The following is a 17388-nucleotide window of genomic DNA, read 5'->3' on the forward strand; positions in this document are numbered from 1 at the left end:
TTTGATCCGCGTCAATGAGGCCGGTCGTATCAAGGGTAGGATGGCGCTCCCGAAGGCGAAGTTGGTGAGAGCGATGCTGAATCAAGTCGTGGATTTCGCGGGCGAGGTACTGCCGGGGAGCTGTGCCGTGCCGCCTTATTCCGAGACCGCGTTCCTGGCCGAGCTGGGCGAGCGCTTGAGGTCCTCGCGCGCGCGGTGCGAGCTGTCGCGCCGGGAGCTGGCCCGCCGCTCCGGGATTTCCGAGCGCTACATCGCCCAGATCGAGGCCGGCAAGGGCAACGTCTCGATCGTCCTGCTGCTGCGGCTGGCCTCCGCGATCCACGGCAGCCAGCCTCAGGTGACCTAGAGCGAGCCTTAGGCCCGCTTCTCCACGTTGGCGCTGCGGGCCGGCACGCCGAACTCCTTGCGGCAGACCTCGGCCAGCACGGCGACGCCCTCACGGATCTGCTGATGCGAGGGGCTCGCAAAGCACAGCCTGAGCCGCGAGCTGGAATGGGGCTTGTTGGTCGACCATTCCGGCCCCGGATTGATCGACACGCCGGCGGCGAGCGCGGCCTGATAGAGTTTTAGCGTATCGACCTGGTCGGGCAGCTTCACCCACAGGAAGATGCCGCCCTTGGGCTCCTCGAACTCGGCCGCCGTCCCGAACTGCTCGTTCAGCGCCTCCATCAGTGTATCGAGCTTGGTGCGCAGCGCCTTCGTCAACGCGGGCACGTGGGTCGAGAAATGCGGCTTGCAATAGGCGGCCAGCACCATCTGCTCCAGCGCGCCGGAGCCCGCATCCGTCTTCAGCGCCAGCATCCGCGACATCACATCCCAGGGCGCGACGATGAAGCCGACGCGCAACGCCGGTGCGATCGATTTCGAGAACGAGCCGATATGGATCACGCCGCCGTTCGGGCTCATCGCGTGGATCGCCGGCGGGCGCTGTCCCGACCAGACGAGATCGGCGTAGCAATCGTCCTCGAAGATGGGCACGCCATATTCGGCCGCGAGCCGCACCAGTTCGGTGCGGCGGCTCTCCGGCATGATGCTGCCGGTCGGGTTCTGCACGGTCGGGATGGTGTAGATGTATTTCGGCCGGATCCCGCGGCCCGTGAGATCCGCCAGCGTCGAGGCCAGCACATCCATGCGCATGCCGTCCTTGTCGAGGGGGATGCCGACGACGTTGACCCCGAGCCGCGCCAGGCGGGTCAACGAGCCCTGATAGCTGTCCTGCTCGAAGATCACGGTATCGCCGCGCGTCAGCAGCGTTGCGTTGACGAGGTCGAGTGCCTGGAGCGAGCCGGAGACGATCAGGAGGTCGTCGACGGTACAGTTGATGCCGGCGTCGCGCTTCAGTTTTGTCACCAGGAATTCGCGCAAGGGCAAATAGCCCTGCGGCCCGTGCGCCAGGCCGTAGGTCGCGAGCGAGCGGCCTTCCTTTTGCAAGGCGGAATTGGTCGCCTCGATCAGGCCGTGGAGCGGCAACTGCTCGGAATCGTTGTTGCCGCCGACGAAACTGTACTTGGCGAGGCCCGTCCAGCGCGCGGAAGGGGCCGGCAGCCCTGCGGGAAACAGGGGCGCGAAATCGAAGCTGGACGTCATGGGGGCGTTCCTCGTTTTGTTCTTGTTGAGCGGCCGGCCTTGCGCCGGCCTGCCTTACTTCTTGCCGGCCGTCCTCGTCGGACGGCCCTGGCTGATGAAAGCGTAATGCGCATTGGCGACGCCGCCAACCATCAAGGCCTCGACCACGGGCTCGGCGATCTCGCCTGTTGCGGCCCAGTCGACGAGGAAATTGGCCCCGGTCCCGCCGCGCACGTCGTCGGTCGGAATGAAGATCGAGACGGTGGCCAGAGGCTTCAGCGCCACCTGACCCTTCAGGTAGGTCTCGACCTGCTTGCCTGCGGTGTCGAAATAGGCGATGCGTTTGACCACCAGCGGCTGGGTCTCGGAGGCGTTGTGAACGCTCAGCGTCACCGAGAAGTCGACACGTAGTTTGCCCTGGCTCATCGCGACGCTGGAATAGGCGGGCACATAGAACCCGCCGGAGACGGCGAGCTCCTCCTTCGGCAGTGTGGTGAGCGAATCGGCAAAGTTTTGTTCGATATTGACCTTGGATTGCGCGGCTGCGGGCGCGGCAGAGGCGAGGGGACATAGCAGCATTGCTGCGAAAAGCCCTGCTCGCATGTGACGAATTGCTCGCTTGCCGCGCCGCAACCTGGCCCTAGCCCGTCTTATTCGTAAGAGTGCGCCTGAGGGGTAAAGCGCTGATGCGGCGTAGGATTCGGTTGCGAAGCCAACCCCATCACCTCCAACCGCGAACGCCACGCCCGCCATGACCGACGATACGATTCCGCCCTTCTCGTTTCCAGCCGTTCACGCCAAGAAAGTCACAGCTGCCTTCGATGGTGGGCGCCTAACCTCGAACGGGGGCGTGATGCTTCTGGCGATGGCCGAGCGGCGTCTCGGTTTGGCCAACAATCTGGCCCGGGTGTTCCCGGATCGGCGCGATCCGACGCGGGTCGTGCACAGCCTGGTCGATATGCTCCGCGCTCGCATGTTCGCGATCTGCTGCGGCTACGAGGACGCCGACGACCTCGATCATCTGAGGTCCGATCCGGCATTCAAACTGGCCTGCGGACGGCTGCCGGACACGGGCCGGGATTTGTGTTCCCAGCCGACGCTGTCGCGGCTGGAGAATGCTCCGCGCCTGCGCGACGTGATCCGGCTGACCTACATTTTGGTCGACGCATGGATGGATAGCTACCCGCGCGAGCCGGCATCCGTCACGCTCGACATCGATGATACCTGCGACGTCGTCCACGGCCATCAGCAGCTCTCGCTGTTCAACGCTCATTATGACGAACGCTGCTTCCTGCCGATCCACGTCTACGACACGGAGAAGAGCCGGCCCGTGGCGGTCGTGCTGCGGCCCGGCAAGACGCCGGGCGGCGTCGAGGTGCGTGCCCATCTGCGCCGCCTGGTACGGCATATCCGGACGCGATGGCACAACACGCAAATTACGTTCCGTGGCGACGGGCACTATGCCCGGCCGGAGGCCATGGCGTGGTGCGAGACCAACGGCATCGACTACATCTTCGGTCTGTCCGGCACCAAGCCTCTCGCCAGAAAAGTCGACGAGGTCGCCGACGACATCCGCACGCGACGCGCCATCGAGAACCTGCCGGTTCTGCGTGGCTATACCGAGACGCGCCACAAGGCAAAGTCCTGGGATCGCGAACGGCGCACTGTCGCCCGTATTGAGGCGACGATGCTCGGCCTCGACATCCGCTTCGTCGTCACCAGCCTCGATGTCGGCTCGGCCGAGTGGATCTACGACAGCCTGTATTGCGCGCGCGGCCAAGCCGAGAATCTGATCAAGCTGCATAAGACACAGCTCGCCTCCGACCGCACCAGCTGCCGTTCGGCGCTCGCCAACCAGGTCCGTCTCGTGCTCCATACGGCCGCTTATTGGCTGATGCTGACCGTGCGCGACGCCATTCCCAAAGCCCGGGAATTGGCCGCTGCCGAGTTCGCGACGCTGCGTCTTCGTCTCTTGAAAATCGCTGCCCGTGTGGTCGAGACCACGAGCCGCATTCGCCTTGCGTTTGCCGCGGCATGTCCCGAAGCCGACCTGATCCGCGGCTTGCCAGGCGCGTTGCTGCCGCTCGGTCCTTGACCGGCGGGGCGTCCGCCCCCCGTTCGCCCAACCTATACCTCAAGCGCGTTGCAAAGTACGGGTCGTCAGGCGGTGAAAAGCCGAAGGCAATCCTGTGCGCCTCGTCAGACAAGATGTGCGGCCGCATCAATCGGGCCAAAAAGCCGCACTCTCACGAATAGGACGGGCTAGGGTGCGGCAAAACGGACCAATTTGGTATGCACGAACTCATTCGCGACATCACTCTCTGTATTCTGTTTGCCTGGATGCTGGGCCTGCTCGCCCATTTCTCCCGGCAGCCGCTGATCCTGGCCTACCTTATCGCCGGCTTCTGCATAGGTCCATTCGGTGCCGGCTGGGTCAAATCACAGGAATCGATCAGCGTCATTTCCGAGCTCGGCCTGATCTTCATGCTGTTCATGATCGGGCTCGAGATCGACCTGAAGAAGATCGTGCGGGCGGGAAAGGTGATCCTGTTCGCGGCGGGCGGCCAGCTCATCGGCGGCTGCCTGCTCGGGGTGCTGTTCTTCGTCGGCATCGGCTTGTCGCTCGGCGGTGGGCATTTCGATGCGGTCTATCTCTGTGTCGCCTGCGCGCTGTCGAGCACCGTGATCATCGTCAAGGTGCTCTACGAGAAACGCGAGCTCGACACGCTGCCCGGCCGCATCACGCTCGGTGTGCTGGTGCTCCAGGACATCTTCGCCATCCTGTTCCTGGCGGTGCAGCCGAGCCTCGCCAATCTCGAGATCAGCGTCATCCTGCTGTCGATCGGCCGCGTCGCGGTGCTGGTCGCCGCCGCGCTGCTGGTCAGCCGCTACGTGCTGCCGCGCCTATTCCATCAGATTGCCCGCCGCCCCGAGCTGATCCTGCTTGGCGCGCTCGCCTGGTGCTTCCTCGTCGCCGAGACCGCGGAGCGGCTCTCACTCTCGCGCGAGATGGGTGCGCTGATCGCCGGCGTTTCGCTCTCGACCTTCCCTTACGCCCTCGACGTCACCGCAAAGGTCACCACGCTCCGCGACTTCTTCATCACGCTGTTCTTTGTCGCGCTCGGCATGACCATTCCCGTGCCGGGCCTCTCCGTGATCGGGCTTGCCTTGATGATCGCGGCGTTCACGGTGGTGAGCCGGCTCGTCACCACCTTCGCCCCGCTCTACCTGATGAAGCAGGGCCTGCGCGCCAGCCTGTTGCCGGCCCTTAACCTCGCGCAGATCTCCGAGTTCTCGCTGGTGGTGATCCAGACCGGCGTCGCCGACCATCATATCGCGGCTGAAACGGCGAATGCGGCCTCCTTTGCCTTCGTGGTGCTGGCGGTGCTCTCGACCTTCGTGATGACCCGCAGCGACGAGATCACCCGCTGGGCGATCGGCCCCCTGAAGCGGATCGGCCTGCGCGACCTCGACCATGGCAACGGCCACGCCGAGGAGGGGCACGAGGGCGGCCACGGCGAGGCCCGCCGCATCGTCATCCTCGGCTTTTTCCGTGCGGCGAGCGCGCTGCTGGCCGAGATCGAACGGCAGGCGCCGGTGCTGCTCGAGCAGATCACCGTGATCGACTTCAATCCCAATGTGTACAAGACGCTGCTGTCGCGCGGCCTGCACGTGATCTATGGTGACATCAGCAGCGCCGACACGCTGCTCCATGCCGGCGTCGGCAAGTCCGAGATGATCATCCTCAGCGTGCCGGACGCCCTTCTCAAGGGCGCCAGCAACGAGAAGCTGGTCCGCCACGTCCGTACCCTCAACCCGACCGCCATGATCGTGGCCACGGCCGATCTTTTGTCGGATGTGAGCGAGCTCTACGCGGCCGGCGCCAGCTACGTCACGGTGACCCGGCTCAGCGACGCTCATGAGCTGTTTACCGTGATCGAAGCGGCCCAGGCTGGCCTGCTGGCCGACAAGCGGGCCGAACTCGATGTCCGGCTCGGCGAGCGGCGCGAAGTGCTGCCCTGAAGGCGGCGCGGCCGCTTTCCGTCCGGGCCGTGTGCGCCTATATCCCTGGTATCTTCGGTGCAAGCCTTAGACCCGCGGGCCGGCCCGCCATCAGGCATATGCGGTTGCGTCCAGGACACTAGCGCTTGGGGCCAAGTCCGGCTAAGGCGTCCGGCGAAGCCTCCCGGCCATAACCGATAGAGATTGGGAAATGCCCGATAACGTTCAGGAAGTCTTGCAGGCCTTTGCCCGGGGTGAGCTCGTGGTCGTCACCGACGACGAGGACCGCGAGGGCGAGGGCGATCTGATCGTCGCCGCCTCGCTCTGCACCGCCGAGAAGATGGCGTTCATCATCCGCCATACCTCCGGCATCGTCTGCGCGCCCGTGACCACCGAGGACGCGCGCCGCCTCCGGCTCGATCCGATGGTGGCCCACAACGATTCCGCGCACACCACCGCGTTCACGGTCTCGATCGACTACAAGCCCGACGGCGGCACCGGCATCTCGGCCGAAGAGCGCGCCTCGTGCTGCCGCGCGCTGTCCAATCCCAATGTCGGCGCCAACGATTTCGCCCGTCCGGGCCACATCTTCCCGCTGATTGCCAAGGACGGCGGCGTGCTCTTGCGCTCCGGCCATACCGAGGCCGCGGTCGATCTGTGCAAGCTCTCCGGCCTGCCGCCGGTCGGTGTCATCAGCGAGCTGATGAACGACGACGGCAGCGTGATGAAGGGCGAGCAGGTTGCGCAGTTCGCCGCCAGGCACAAGCTCAAGCATGTCACCATCGCCGACATGATCGCCTACCGCCAGGTGCGCGAGAAGCTGATCGAGCGGGTCTCGACCTTCGTCACCGACAGCCCGATCGGGCCGCTTCAGGGCTATGCCTACCGCTCGCCGTTCGATTCCATCGCCCACGTCGCGTTCGTCTATAACGGCGTCGGCGACGGCAAGAACGTGCTGACGCGCTTCCACAAGCCCAACATCGTCAAGGACATCTTCACCGGCCACAAGCGCATGGCGGCGGTGCTCGAGCACTTCAAGAAGTCCGGCCGTGGCGTCTTGGTTTACCTGCGTGACGGCGCCGCCGGTGTCCCCGTTGCTCCCCTGCCCGATGAGAGCGCGAGCGAGGCGGACCGCAACCGCCAGTGGCGCGAGGTCGGTGTCGGCGCGCAGATCCTGCGCGATCTCGGCGTCACCTCGATCCGCCACCTCACCTCGTCGGTGCACGACTACAAGGGCCTGTCAGGCTTCGGCATCGAGATCGTCGCCAACGAGCAGCTTGAAAGCTAGCGCTGTCATTCCGGGGGCGCGCGCTGCGCATTCCCGGGGTTCACGCAGAGCCATCCATCTGCAACGCAATTGCACTTGTTGCCGCGGCGCTTTACTTTGTCGGGCAAATTTTGGCGGAACCAGACGAAAGGACGTTTCATGAGCGTGCGCCCTCAGACCAAGGACAAGCCGGCTGCGGCTTCTTTCCAATGGGACGATCCGTTCCTGCTCGACGAGCAGCTCACCGAAGACGAGCGGATGGTGCGCGACACCGCGCGCGCCTATGCTCAGGACAAGCTGCTGCCGCGCGTCACCAAGGCGTATCTCGAGGAGAAGACCGACCGCGAGATCTTCAACGAGATGGGCGAGCTCGGCCTGATCGGCATTACGCTGCCTGAGGAATATGGCTGTGCCAATGCGAGCTACGTCGCCTACGGCCTCGTCGCGCGCGAGATCGAGCGGGTCGATTCCGGCTATCGCTCGATGAACTCGGTGCAGTCCTCGCTGGTGATGTACCCGATCTACGCCTATGGCGACGAGAACCAGCGCAAGAAGTACCTGCCGAAGCTCGCCAGCGGCGAGTGGGTCGGCTGCTTCGGTCTCACCGAGCCCGACGCCGGCTCCGATCCGGCCGGCATGAAGACCCGCGCCGAGAAGGTCTCGGATGGCTATCGCCTGACCGGCAGCAAGATGTGGATCTCGAACGCGCCGATCGCCGACGTGTTCGTGGTCTGGGCCAAGTCGGCCGAGCACGACAACCAGATCCGCGGCTTCGTGCTGGAAAAGGGCATGAAGGGCCTCTCCGCCCCGAAGATCGGCGGCAAGCTGTCGCTGCGCGCCTCGATCACCGGAGAGGTCGTGATGGACGGCGTCGTGGTTCCCGAAGATGCCCTGCTGCCCAACGTCTCCGGCCTCAAGGGCCCGTTCGGGTGCCTCAACCGCGCCCGCTACGGTATCTCCTGGGGGGCGCTCGGCGCCGCCGAGGACTGCATGCACCGCGCCCGCCAGTACACGCTCGACCGCAAGCAGTTCGGCAAGCCGCTCGCCGCGACCCAGCTCGTGCAGAAGAAGCTGGCGGACATGGAAACCGAGATCGCGCTGGGCCTCCAGGGTTCGCTTCGCGTCGGCCGTCTGATGGACGAAGGCAAGTTTGCCCCCGAGATGATCTCGATCATGAAGCGCAACAATTGCGGCAAGGCCCTCGATATCGCCCGCGTCGCGCGCGACATGCACGGCGGCAACGGCATCTCGGCCGAGTACCACGTGATGCGCCACGTCCATAACCTCGAGACCGTCAACACCTACGAGGGGACTCACGACGTCCACGCCCTGATCCTGGGACGTGCGATCACGGGCATCCAGGCGTTCTTCTGAGCCGGATTCGGTGCTGGTTGCTTTGCTCAGCTGTCATCGTCCGCGAAAGCGGACGATCCGGTATCCCAGAGACCTCGCCTTCGCCTCAGGCGCCGCGGCGTACTGGATACCCCGCTTTCGCGGGGTATGACGAAGAGTGTGGCGGTACGTACAGGAAGCCTCATGTCCGACAACGACGACATCCCGTTCAACCGCAACTTTCCGCTCAAGGCCGGTGTCGTCGAGGAAGTCCGTCCCGGCGTGCGGCGCGTGCTCTGTAACAATCCGAGCCCGTTCACCTTCACCGGCACGGTCAGCTACATCGTAGGCCAAGGCAACGTCGCGATCATCGATCCCGGTCCGAACGACGAGGCGCACGCGGCGGCGCTGCTCGATGCCGTCAGGGGCGAGACGGTGAGCCATATCTTCGTCACCCACACCCATCGCGACCATTCGCCGAACACCGCGCGGATCAAGCAGGCGACCGGCGCGCCCGTCTATGCCGAGGGCCCGCACCGTGCCTCGCGCCCGCGCTTCGAGAGCGAGAAGCACAATCCGGAGTCCGGCGCCGACCGCGATTTCGCGCCCGATATCAGGATCGCCCATGGCGACGTCGTCGAGGGTGCCGGCTGGCGTCTGGAGGCCGTGGCGACGCCCGGCCACACCGCCAATCATCTCGCCTTCGCCTGGCCCGAACGGAAATTCAACTTCGTCGGCGATCACGTGATGGGCTGGTCGACCTCGATCGTGGCGCCGCCCGACGGCTCGATGATCGACTACATGGAGTCGCTCGACCGCCTCGCCGCGCGCGAGGAGGATCTGTATTTCTCAGGCCACGGCCCGGAGATCCCGGACGGCCAGCGCTTCGTGCGCTTCCTGATTCGTCACCGCAAGGCGCGCGAGGCCTCGATCCTGCATCGCCTGGCCAAGGGCGAGGCCGATATCCCGACCATGGTGCGCGCGATCTATATCGGCATCGATCCCAGGCTGACGACGGCCGCCGGCTATTCCGTCCTGGCGCATCTGGAAGATCTGGTCGCGCGCGGCGTGGTGACGACGGACGGCGATCCCGTGATCGGCGGGACGTATCGAATGGCTTAGGGGCGAATGGCGAATAGGGAGCAGCGAATAGGTGCTTTCCACTCGCTATTTGCTACTCCCCATTCGCCGATCTCATTTCTTCACCGTCTTCGCCGGTGCCTTCGGTGGCGCGACCGGCGTCTTCTTCGCCGGTTTCAGCGCGTCGGCGTCGGCGGCGGTGTTGAGATCGTCGATGAATTTTTTGACGCGCGCGGCGTTGCTGCCGAGATCACTGTCGAAATAGCGCGACGCCGAGCGGATATCGACGCGGGAATCGTCACCATCGGGCACGACCCGGATCGAGATGTCCTCGCGGAACCCCATGATCGGCGTCCGTGCCACCGCCTCGATGCGGCCGATACGGCGCGGCGGCTGCGGCTCGCGCTCGTCGATGACGAGCCATTTGCGCTTGATGACGAGCTGGCGCGCGATCGCATAGGCCCGATCGACCGGGATCTCCAGCTCGATCGGCTCGATGTCCGGGTAGAACTGGCGCTGCTGCTCGGCCGAATAGAGGCCGGCATAGACCGCGGTGTTGGTGCCATCGCCGGTGCGCAGATGCGCGAGCGCGTCGAAGCGCGGCGGGTCGATCGGGTTGGTGGTGATGTCGTAGATCGGCGGCAGCTTGCGGTATTGCAGGGCGAGATAAGCGGGATAAGCGAGGATCGCGCCGTTGATGAGGAAGGCGAGCAGGATGCGCCCCATGCCGCGCGAGCCGTTCTGCCAGATAGCGGCAAAGCCCGCGAGCCCAAACAGGATCGAGAGGCCGGCGATCGCGAGCCCGCCGAAGAACGTCATCAGCGCCGGCCTCATCTCCAGGAAGTCGAAGCGGACGATGATGATCGAGACCACCACGGCCACCACCGCGAACACGGCCAGATTACGCGCCCAGCTCGCGAGGCTGGACACGGGCTCCGACTGATAGGGAGCGGAAAACCTGCGGGCCATCGGGTGAAGCTCTGCCGGGGTTTCGGGGGCGATGTCGGCCGATTTGGCGCGACGATGGGCCGTTGAGACCACGGCCCGGAGGCAAATTCAAGGGTTCCGCATGCGCCCCGACCGTCATGCCCGGGCATAGCCGTCCGAAGGACGGCGTCGCTTGCGCTCGCCTATGCCCGGGCATCCACGTTCTCCGTGCCGCGGAGCAAGGCGTCATGGCCGGGACAAGCCCGGCCATGACGTTGTGGAGGCTTCAATGCGTCGAGCGCTCACGCCCTCCAGGGGGAGGGCGGTACCGAGGGTTACGCCGCCGCGTTCGGGAAACGGTAATCCTTGAACTGGTCGCGTAGTGCGGTCTTCAGGATCTTGCCGGTCGCGGTGTGCGGAATGCCTTCGACGAAGGCGACGTCGTCAGGCATCCACCATTTGGCGATCTTGCCGTCCATGAACTTCAGGATGTCCTCGCGGCTGGCCTGCTGGCCCTGCTTGAGCTGCACGATCAGCAGCGGCCGCTCGTCCCATTTGGGATGATAGATGCCGATGACGGCGGCCTCCGCCACGGCGGGATGGCCGACCGCGAGGTTTTCGAGGTCGATCGAGGAGATCCACTCGCCGCCGGACTTGATCACGTCCTTGGAGCGGTCGGTGATCCGCATGTAGCCGGCCTCGTCGATGGTCGCGACGTCACCGGTGTCGAAGAAGCCTTCCTCGTCGAGGATGTTGCTGTCGACGCGGTAATAGGCCTTGGCGACGGCGGGGCCGGAGACCTTGAGACGGCCGAAGGTCTTGCCGTCCCAGGGCAGCTCCTTGCCGGCATCGTCGGTGATCTTCATCTCCACCGCAAAGGGCGCATAGCCCTGCATCTGCAGCACGTCGAGCCGCGCCTCACCGGTCGCATTCTGGAACGGCGGCTTCAGCGCCGCGACGCTGCCGATCGGGCTCATCTCGGTCATGCCCCAGGCGTGGCGCACGTTCGAGCCCATGTCGAGGAAGGCCTTGATCATCGAGCGCGGCATCGCCGAGCCGCCGCAGATCACCATCTTCAAAGCCGGCAGCTTCAGATTGTTGGCCGCCATGTGCTGCAGCAGCATCAGCCACACCGTGGGCACGCCCGCCGTGTGCGTCACCTTCTCGGTCGAGAGCAACTCGTAGACGGAGGCGCCGTCGAGCTTGGCGCCGGGCATGACCAGCTTGGTGCCTTGCGAGGGGGCCGAGAAGGCGATGCCCCAGCTATTGGCATGGAACAGCGGCACCACCGGCAGCATTGTCTCGGACGCGCTGGTGCCGAGCGCATCGACATTGTTCGCCATCAGCGCGTGCAGCACGTTGGAGCGATGCGAATACAGAACACCCTTCGGATCGCCCGTGGTGCCGGATGTGTAGCACATCGCGGCTGCCGTGTTCTCGTCAAAGTCCTTCCATTCGAACTTGCCGTCGGCCTCCGCGATCCAGTCCTCGTAGGCGACCACGTTCTTCAGCGTCGTCTGCGGCATGTGCGCCTTGTCGGTGAGCACGACGTAGCGTTCCACGCTTGGCAGCTTGTCGGCGATCTTCTCCAGGACCGGAACGAAGGTGAGGTCGGTCATCACGATGCGGTCCTGCGCATGGTTGATGATCCAGGCGATCTGCTCGGGGAAAAGGCGGGGATTGACGGTATGGCAGATGGCGCCGATCCCCATGATGCCGTACCAGACCTCGAGATGGCGCCAGGTGTTCCAGGCGATCGTTGCGACACGGTCACCGAGCTTGATGCCGTCTCGCTCCAGCACCTGCGAGACCTTGAGCGCCCGCTTGTGGATTTCGCCGTAGGTGGTGCGATGGATCGGTCCCTCGACCGATCGCGTAACGACCTCCTGCTTGCCATGAATCTTGGCGGCGTGTTCGATGATCCGGTGGCAGAGCAGGGGCCAATCTTGCATCAAACCAAGCATTCAGACATTCCTCCGAGGTGGGCTGGACTTTTTATAGCTCTCAGCGCTGGGCCAAAGAATTGTCATGAGTTTTAGCCTGCCGGACTTTCGCCGCAAATGGTCTTGTCGCGGCTATATGCCCGCAGGCGCGGCAATGGTTACCGCTGCGCTCGGGCTGTCGCTTGTGCTGGCGGAGCGGGCAGAAGCGCGAAAATATGCTGCGCCGCTGGATATCTTCGGTCTTGGTACACCACGGCCGCGCGCGAAGGTGCACTCCGCCAGGATACCGCTACCAAAGCCCCGCCCGGAGGAGGCCCCCCAAGCAACGGACGAGGCCGCGCCGGAGGCAGAGGGGAAGCCTTCCGCAGACAAGCCCAGTGCCAACAAGCCCGCCGAGGCCGCGCCGCCGCCTGAGAAGCAGCTCTCGGCCTGCCGGCTGGCGCTGACCGAGGAGATCGCCGTCGCGCCGTCCATTCCCGATATTCGCGGCCCCGGCGCCTGCGGCGGTGAGGATCTGGTGCGGCTGGAGGCGATCGTGCTGCCGGACAAGCGCAAGGTGGCGGTCAAGCCGGCGGCGATCCTCCGCTGCACCATGGCCTCCGCGATCGCCGATTGGGTGCGCAAGGACATGGTGCCGCTGGCGGCGAGCCTCGGCTCGACCATCAGCGACCTCGACAATTTCGACAGCTTCGAATGCCGAGGCCGTAACCGCATCGCCGGCGCGATGCTGTCCGAGCACGGCAAGGCCAACGCGCTCGACGTCCGCGCCATCAAGCTCGCCAACGGGCGGTCGATCGGCCTGACCGACCGCAGCATGCCGCGCGATGTGCGCGAGCGCGTGCTGCATTCGGTCTGCGCGCGCTTTTCCACCGTGCTCGGTCCGGGCTCGGACTGGTATCACGAGGACCACATCCATCTCGACCTCGCGCAGCGGCGCAATGACTACCGGATTTGTCAGTGGAACGTCTGGGATCCCCTGCCGCAGGTCGCCCCGTTGCTGCCGGCAGGACGGCCCGAGGAGGCGCCGCCGCGCGAGGTCGCGGCCAGGCCTGAGGCCAAGGATGGAGCCAGGGACGGAGCTGACGACGAGCCGGCGCAGAAATCCCCTGCGCCGGCGGACAAGTCGGCCGCCGATGGCACCAAAGCCGAGCCGCACAAGCCGGCAACAAAAAAGCGCCGGTAAAACCGGCGCTTTTGAATGTCCCAGGAGGCGATCAGTAGCTGCCCGCCTGGCCCGTCTGGCTGCCGCCGAGCGCGAGGCGCGAATTGTAGGGCGAGTCGCCATGCTTCGGCTCGAGCACCACGACGATGGTGCCGACCTTGACGCGGCCATAGAGGTCGATCGCGTCTTCGTTGGTCAGACGGATGCAGCCCGACGAGATCGAGGCGCCGATATATTCCGGCTGGTTGGTGCCGTGGATGCGGAACAGCGTGTCCTTGCCGCCGGAGTAGAGATACATCGCGCGGGAGCCCATCGGATTGTCCGGACCCGGTGCAACGTAGGTCGACACGCCCAGTCGCGAAATCTCGCCCGGGGTCGGATGCCAGGCCGGCCACTCGGTCATGCTGCCAACCTTGGCAATGCCCGACCAGGCCATGGCTTCTTCGCCGACGGTGATGCCGTAGCGGATCGCCTTGCCGCCATCCATCACCCAGTAGAGGTAATGGTTGTCGGAATCGACCACGATCGAGCCCGGCGATTCCTTGCGGTGGTAATCGACGATGGCGCGGCGGAACGGCTCGGCGACGGGGGTGTTCTCGTACCGGACCTTGGCGAGGAGTTCCTTGTCCTTCGGCTTGAAGGCCTTGGTGTCGGTCGCTTCAAAATGTGTGGCCTGCATGCAGCCCGACAGCATCAGGCCAGCGGCCAAAATACCCAGCATAACTTTCAGCGACGACATGATTTGATTCCAATCGACAACAACTAGCTTTCGCGGGGCTTGAGACGCGCCCAAACCACGACTCCGTTGGGCCCTATTATCGTTGAAATCTGCCACAATTCCAGCGTTTCGGACCTTTTCCCGCGCTGCAAGAGCCAAGCTGTGGCTTTTTTGCCGCAAGTTTTGCGCTCCTGTGCTGGTTTTTAGGCAAAGCACGCCCGACTGTCGATTCCGTGCCACGGTTGGGCCACGGCGCCGCCACAAATGCAAACGCCCCGTTAATGTGCTTGTCATCATGAACTTGTCAGAATCGCGCTAAGGGCTGCCAGTCTGTCGCAGGCCCCTGCTGGAGTTGTGCATGTTTTCTGTGTTCGTTCCCTCCGACTCCTCCCTCAAGAAAGCGGTCGTCGAGGACCTCGCGGCGGTTCCCGAGCACGCCGTGTGGATCGACCTGGTCAATCCGACTGCGGCTGAGGACAAGGCGGTGGAGCGGCTCTCGGGCATTGCGATCCCGACCCGGGAGGACATGCAGGAGATCGAGATCTCCAGCCGCCTCTATATCGAGAACAGCGCCCGCTACATGACGGCGACGCTGATGTGCCAGTCCGACACCGACATGCCCCGGACCACGGCTGTGACCTTCATTCTCGGCGACCATCGCCTGGTGACGGTGCGCTACGACCAGCCCAAGCCGTTTGCGCTGGTCGAGGCCAAGCTGGCCCGGTCCTGCGCGCCCGCGATCACCGGCGAGATGGTCCTGATGGAACTGCTGGACGCCGTGATCGACCGCTGCGCCGACATCCTGGAGCGCTGCGGCGCCGAGATCGACCAGGTCTCGCACGACATCTTCGAGCCCGAGAGCGAACGCCACGGCCACGCCAAGCAATATTCCCAGATCCTGATCTCGATCGGGCGGAAGGGCGATCTGACCTCGAAGGTTCGCGAAAGCCTGGTGTCGATCGGCCGCGTCGTCACCTTCCTCTCCGCGGTGGTCGAGGGCGTGAAATGGTCGAAGGACATGCGCGAGCAGCTCAAGACCATGCAGCGCGACGTCGCCTCGCTGACCGACCACGCCTCTTATCTCTCCAGCAAGATCACCTTCGTGCTCGACGCCATGCTGGGCGTCGTCAATCTCGAGCAGAACAACATCATCAAGCTGTTTTCGGTCATGGCGGTTGTCCTGATGCCGCCGACGCTGATCGCCTCGATCTACGGCATGAATTTCAAGGCGATGCCGGAACTCGAATGGGTCCACGGCTATCCGATGGCGCTGGTGATGATGCTCGCCGCCGCGATCGTCCCGTACTGGCTCTTCAAGTGGAAGAAGTGGCTTTGATACCTACCGAGACCTTACGCCGTTCAACGAGACACGGTGGTTGGTGTCGCAGAATAGAGCGGGATTGAGGCCGCGCCGTGATGTGTGCCCGCCGCCCCAATTCCTCCGGTAAAATTTGAGCAGTGGGCTGAACGTTTGCGCGAAACTTGTCTGCGATAAGCAGCATGTTAGCCGCGAGGAACAGCCATGGTTGAAAAACACATAACGTCGCCCCGCAACGTCATCGATCTGGCGAATTATCGTCAGGTCCTGGCGAGCGGCAAGGCGTCGTGGATGTCGGCACGCATGTGCCGGCACTGTGGTGCTCCGCTGCTCGACGGTGAGAACGACGACGACTGCTCGACTGCGTTCAGCACGGCCGCTCCGCGGCTGCGCGATCGGTCGCGTCGGATTCGAGTCGATTGAGGAACGGAAGGGTAAAGGCGATCCAGGTCCTGCGGCGGCGTTGTCTGGATCGCCTTGCTTCCCGCGCTTCGAGCGGGAAAATCATCTAGCGCTTCACGATCTGGGCCGTCGAGACGACGGTCTCGGCGATAGCACCGTCGCGACTGAAGGGAGCGAGATGCTGCCCGACATCGCGCAGCATCTCGTCGGCATTTTCGCCAAGCGCTTCCGGCGATGACGACGAGTAGGTGAGGGTGCGGCGTGTCAGATCCTGCACACTGATTGTGTGGCTGGTCTCAACCGTGACGAGCTCGGTGGGCTGAAAGGCGCTGCCGCGAAAGAACGCCGGCAAGTCGCGATGGGTGCGCGTGCCCATGCCTGCCTCCTCCCAGAGCTTGGCCGGTGACCAGCGGCGGCGGACGTCGTTGTAGCCATCGAGCCACGGGTTGCTGCCGTCGGTGGCCGAGAACGAGGCGCAGATCAGAATTGCCCCATCGCGCGCGACCAGTCGATCGAGCCGCGCAAGCGTCGGCTCACGATCCATCCAATGCAGCGCGCGGCCGATGGTCACGACGTCGAATGCGCCGATGTCGGGGCTAAGCGTCTCGACCTTGCCTTCGATCAACGTGAGTGCGTGGCCAGCGCTCGCAGCCGCGCGTCGCGCCGCATCGAGCATCGCAGGTTCAGGGTCGACGCCGACGATGCGGCCGACATAGGGGCCGAAGCCGAGCGCCAGGAGTCCGGGTCCGGTGCCGAGGTCTATCAGGCTGCTCTGTTTGGTGAGACCAAGCTTGTGCGCGACGCTGCGAAAGAATTCGCTCGGGTAGGGCGGCCGCAAATGCTCGTAGAGTGACGCAGTGCTCGCGAACCGGCCCATGCTTCGCCTGCCTGGCCTTACACGTGCTGGCCGCCGTTGATGTGGATCTCGGCGCCGTTGACGTAAGAGCTGGTGTCCGTGCACAGCACGTAGATGATCTTGGCGACCTCGTCGGGCGTGCCGAGCCGGTGCATCGGGATCTGCTGGTCGACGATCTTCTCGGTGCCCGGCGACAGGATCGAGGTGTCGATCTCGCCCGGTGCGATCGCGTTGACGCGGACGCCGACGCGGCCGAAATCGGAGGCCATTTCGCGCGTCAGGGATGCAAGCGCGGCTTTCGATGTGGCATAGGCGGCGCCCGCAAAGGGATGCACGCGCGAGCCCGCGATCGAGGTGACGTTCACGACCGAGCCCCTGGCCGCCTTTAACTCCTCGATCAATCCCCGCGCGATCATGATCGGTGCGAAGAAATTGACGTGGAAGACGTGCGTCCAGGTGTCGAGGTCGGTGTCGACCGAGCCAAGCCGCGAGCCGCCCGGACCCTTCGGCGAGATCGCGGCGTTGTTGACGAGCGCATGCAGCATGCCGCCTTCGAGCCGGTTGCGGATGTCGGTGATCGCGCGCGCGGTGTCCAGGGTGTTGCCGAGGTCGACCTGGATGTGATCCTCGGGGCCGGCGTCCCACGGACAATCCTCGGGGAAGGGATGCCGCGAGCAGGTGATGACGCGCCAGCCCGCCGACGAGAACCGGATCACGGTGGCGTGGCCGATGCCGCGGCTCGCTCCGGTCAGGAGCAGCGTGCGGCGCGGCGCATTGGACGAATGCGGCATGGACATCTTTCAGGTCGGCCTAAG

Annotated in this window: 16 protein-coding genes; 9 read left to right on the top strand and 7 right to left on the bottom strand. The window is 64.7% G+C overall.

Annotated elements, in window-relative coordinates:
• Positions 1 to 73: 73 nt before the first annotated feature.
• The gene (locus tag J4G43_RS14390; protein ID WP_208085185.1) at positions 74 to 346 is read left to right on the top strand and encodes a helix-turn-helix domain-containing protein; all 273 of its coding nucleotides are present in this window, start codon (positions 74 to 76) and stop codon (positions 344 to 346) included.
• 8 nt (positions 347 to 354) lie between these two features.
• On the opposite strand, the gene J4G43_RS14395 is transcribed toward J4G43_RS14390, so the two are convergent.
• Both J4G43_RS14395 and J4G43_RS14400 read right to left on the bottom strand, forming a co-directional pair.
• Positions 355 to 1587, bottom strand: coding sequence for an aminotransferase-like domain-containing protein (locus tag J4G43_RS14395; RefSeq protein WP_166350507.1), 1233 nt, complete (start codon positions 1585 to 1587; stop codon positions 355 to 357).
• Between the two features lie 54 nt (positions 1588 to 1641).
• Entirely contained in the window at positions 1642 to 2169 is a 528-nt protein-coding gene (locus tag J4G43_RS14400; protein WP_028170153.1) for a DUF3124 domain-containing protein, read from the bottom strand.
• Positions 2170 to 2317: 148 nt separating this feature from the next.
• Here J4G43_RS14400 and J4G43_RS14405 point away from each other — a divergent pair, with 148 nt between their 5' ends.
• The 5 genes from J4G43_RS14405 to J4G43_RS14425 all read left to right on the top strand — a co-directional run bounded on the left by J4G43_RS14405 (position 2318) and on the right by J4G43_RS14425 (position 9289).
• Complete coding sequence (locus J4G43_RS14405; protein WP_208084705.1) at positions 2318 to 3661, top strand: IS1380-like element ISBdi2 family transposase; 1344 nt, start codon at positions 2318 to 2320, stop codon at positions 3659 to 3661.
• Positions 3662 to 3858: 197 nt separating this feature from the next.
• Positions 3859 to 5589, top strand: coding sequence for a cation:proton antiporter (locus J4G43_RS14410; protein WP_208085186.1), 1731 nt, complete (start codon positions 3859 to 3861; stop codon positions 5587 to 5589).
• A gap of 190 nt (positions 5590 to 5779) precedes the next feature.
• The gene (ribB, locus tag J4G43_RS14415; RefSeq protein ID WP_063984938.1) at positions 5780 to 6856 is read left to right on the top strand and encodes a 3,4-dihydroxy-2-butanone-4-phosphate synthase; all 1077 of its coding nucleotides are present in this window, start codon (positions 5780 to 5782) and stop codon (positions 6854 to 6856) included.
• Positions 6857 to 6994: 138 nt separating this feature from the next.
• On the top strand, positions 6995 to 8209 hold the full coding sequence (locus J4G43_RS14420) for an acyl-CoA dehydrogenase (RefSeq protein WP_028148218.1): 1215 nt from the start codon (positions 6995 to 6997) through the stop codon (positions 8207 to 8209).
• Positions 8210 to 8371: 162 nt separating this feature from the next.
• Positions 8372 to 9289 (top strand): MBL fold metallo-hydrolase, encoded by a 918-nt coding sequence (locus tag J4G43_RS14425; RefSeq protein WP_208085187.1) that lies wholly within the window; start codon positions 8372 to 8374, stop codon positions 9287 to 9289.
• Between the two features lie 72 nt (positions 9290 to 9361).
• On the opposite strand, the gene J4G43_RS14430 is transcribed toward J4G43_RS14425, so the two are convergent.
• Together J4G43_RS14430 and J4G43_RS14435 are read right to left on the bottom strand one after the other, a co-directional pair.
• Positions 9362 to 10216 (bottom strand): DUF1499 domain-containing protein, encoded by an 855-nt coding sequence (locus tag J4G43_RS14430; RefSeq protein WP_208085188.1) that lies wholly within the window; start codon positions 10214 to 10216, stop codon positions 9362 to 9364.
• A 293-nt stretch (positions 10217 to 10509) separates the two neighbouring features.
• Positions 10510 to 12138 carry a fatty-acid--CoA ligase gene (locus J4G43_RS14435; protein WP_166087579.1) on the bottom strand — a complete coding sequence of 543 codons (1629 nt, stop codon included), beginning with the start codon at positions 12136 to 12138 and terminating at the stop codon, positions 10510 to 10512.
• A gap of 64 nt (positions 12139 to 12202) precedes the next feature.
• Between J4G43_RS14435 and J4G43_RS14440 the strand changes: the two genes are divergently transcribed.
• Positions 12203 to 13300 carry an extensin family protein gene (locus J4G43_RS14440; RefSeq protein WP_208085189.1) on the top strand — a complete coding sequence of 366 codons (1098 nt, stop codon included), beginning with the start codon at positions 12203 to 12205 and terminating at the stop codon, positions 13298 to 13300.
• A gap of 31 nt (positions 13301 to 13331) precedes the next feature.
• On the opposite strand, the gene J4G43_RS14445 is transcribed toward J4G43_RS14440, so the two are convergent.
• Positions 13332 to 14018 carry a L,D-transpeptidase gene (locus tag J4G43_RS14445; RefSeq protein ID WP_208085190.1) on the bottom strand — a complete coding sequence of 229 codons (687 nt, stop codon included), beginning with the start codon at positions 14016 to 14018 and terminating at the stop codon, positions 13332 to 13334.
• Between the two features lie 337 nt (positions 14019 to 14355).
• Between J4G43_RS14445 and J4G43_RS14450 the strand changes: the two genes are divergently transcribed.
• Positions 14356 to 15333 (top strand): magnesium transporter CorA family protein, encoded by a 978-nt coding sequence (locus J4G43_RS14450; RefSeq protein ID WP_166087661.1) that lies wholly within the window; start codon positions 14356 to 14358, stop codon positions 15331 to 15333.
• A gap of 186 nt (positions 15334 to 15519) precedes the next feature.
• Positions 15520 to 15738 (top strand): hypothetical protein, encoded by a 219-nt coding sequence (locus tag J4G43_RS14455; RefSeq protein ID WP_208085191.1) that lies wholly within the window; start codon positions 15520 to 15522, stop codon positions 15736 to 15738.
• 85 nt (positions 15739 to 15823) lie between these two features.
• Here the strand turns inward: J4G43_RS14455 and J4G43_RS14460 are convergent, their stop codons facing one another.
• Together J4G43_RS14460 and J4G43_RS14465 are read right to left on the bottom strand one after the other, a co-directional pair.
• On the bottom strand, positions 15824 to 16594 hold the full coding sequence (locus J4G43_RS14460; RefSeq protein WP_208085192.1) for a class I SAM-dependent methyltransferase: 771 nt from the start codon (positions 16592 to 16594) through the stop codon (positions 15824 to 15826).
• Between the two features lie 17 nt (positions 16595 to 16611).
• Positions 16612 to 17364 (bottom strand): SDR family oxidoreductase, encoded by a 753-nt coding sequence (locus J4G43_RS14465; RefSeq protein ID WP_208085193.1) that lies wholly within the window; start codon positions 17362 to 17364, stop codon positions 16612 to 16614.
• Positions 17365 to 17388: the final 24 nt, after the last annotated feature.

It is taken from the genome of Bradyrhizobium barranii subsp. barranii, from assembly GCF_017565645.3.
Classification (GTDB): domain Bacteria; phylum Pseudomonadota; class Alphaproteobacteria; order Rhizobiales; family Xanthobacteraceae; genus Bradyrhizobium; species Bradyrhizobium barranii.

Bases quoted from the DNA above. Each gene is read 5' to 3' on its own strand.
- J4G43_RS14390 (WP_208085185.1), top strand. From the start codon at position 74: ATGCTGAATCAAGTCGTGGATTTCGCGGGCGAGGTACTGCCGGGGAGC.
- J4G43_RS14395 (WP_166350507.1), bottom strand. From the start codon at position 1,587: ATGACGTCCAGCTTCGATTTCGCGCCCCTGTTTCCCGCAGGGCTGCCG.
- J4G43_RS14400 (WP_028170153.1), bottom strand. From the start codon at position 2,169: ATGCGAGCAGGGCTTTTCGCAGCAATGCTGCTATGTCCCCTCGCCTCT.
- J4G43_RS14405 (WP_208084705.1), top strand. From the start codon at position 2,318: ATGACCGACGATACGATTCCGCCCTTCTCGTTTCCAGCCGTTCACGCC.
- J4G43_RS14410 (WP_208085186.1), top strand. From the start codon at position 3,859: ATGCACGAACTCATTCGCGACATCACTCTCTGTATTCTGTTTGCCTGG.
- ribB (WP_063984938.1), top strand. From the start codon at position 5,780: ATGCCCGATAACGTTCAGGAAGTCTTGCAGGCCTTTGCCCGGGGTGAG.
- J4G43_RS14420 (WP_028148218.1), top strand. From the start codon at position 6,995: ATGAGCGTGCGCCCTCAGACCAAGGACAAGCCGGCTGCGGCTTCTTTC.
- J4G43_RS14425 (WP_208085187.1), top strand. From the start codon at position 8,372: ATGTCCGACAACGACGACATCCCGTTCAACCGCAACTTTCCGCTCAAG.
- J4G43_RS14430 (WP_208085188.1), bottom strand. From the start codon at position 10,216: ATGGCCCGCAGGTTTTCCGCTCCCTATCAGTCGGAGCCCGTGTCCAGC.
- J4G43_RS14435 (WP_166087579.1), bottom strand. From the start codon at position 12,138: ATGCTTGGTTTGATGCAAGATTGGCCCCTGCTCTGCCACCGGATCATC.
- J4G43_RS14440 (WP_208085189.1), top strand. From the start codon at position 12,203: ATGAGTTTTAGCCTGCCGGACTTTCGCCGCAAATGGTCTTGTCGCGGC.
- J4G43_RS14445 (WP_208085190.1), bottom strand. From the start codon at position 14,018: ATGTCGTCGCTGAAAGTTATGCTGGGTATTTTGGCCGCTGGCCTGATG.
- J4G43_RS14450 (WP_166087661.1), top strand. From the start codon at position 14,356: ATGTTTTCTGTGTTCGTTCCCTCCGACTCCTCCCTCAAGAAAGCGGTC.
- J4G43_RS14455 (WP_208085191.1), top strand. From the start codon at position 15,520: ATGGTTGAAAAACACATAACGTCGCCCCGCAACGTCATCGATCTGGCG.
- J4G43_RS14460 (WP_208085192.1), bottom strand. From the start codon at position 16,594: ATGGGCCGGTTCGCGAGCACTGCGTCACTCTACGAGCATTTGCGGCCG.
- J4G43_RS14465 (WP_208085193.1), bottom strand. From the start codon at position 17,364: ATGCCGCATTCGTCCAATGCGCCGCGCCGCACGCTGCTCCTGACCGGA.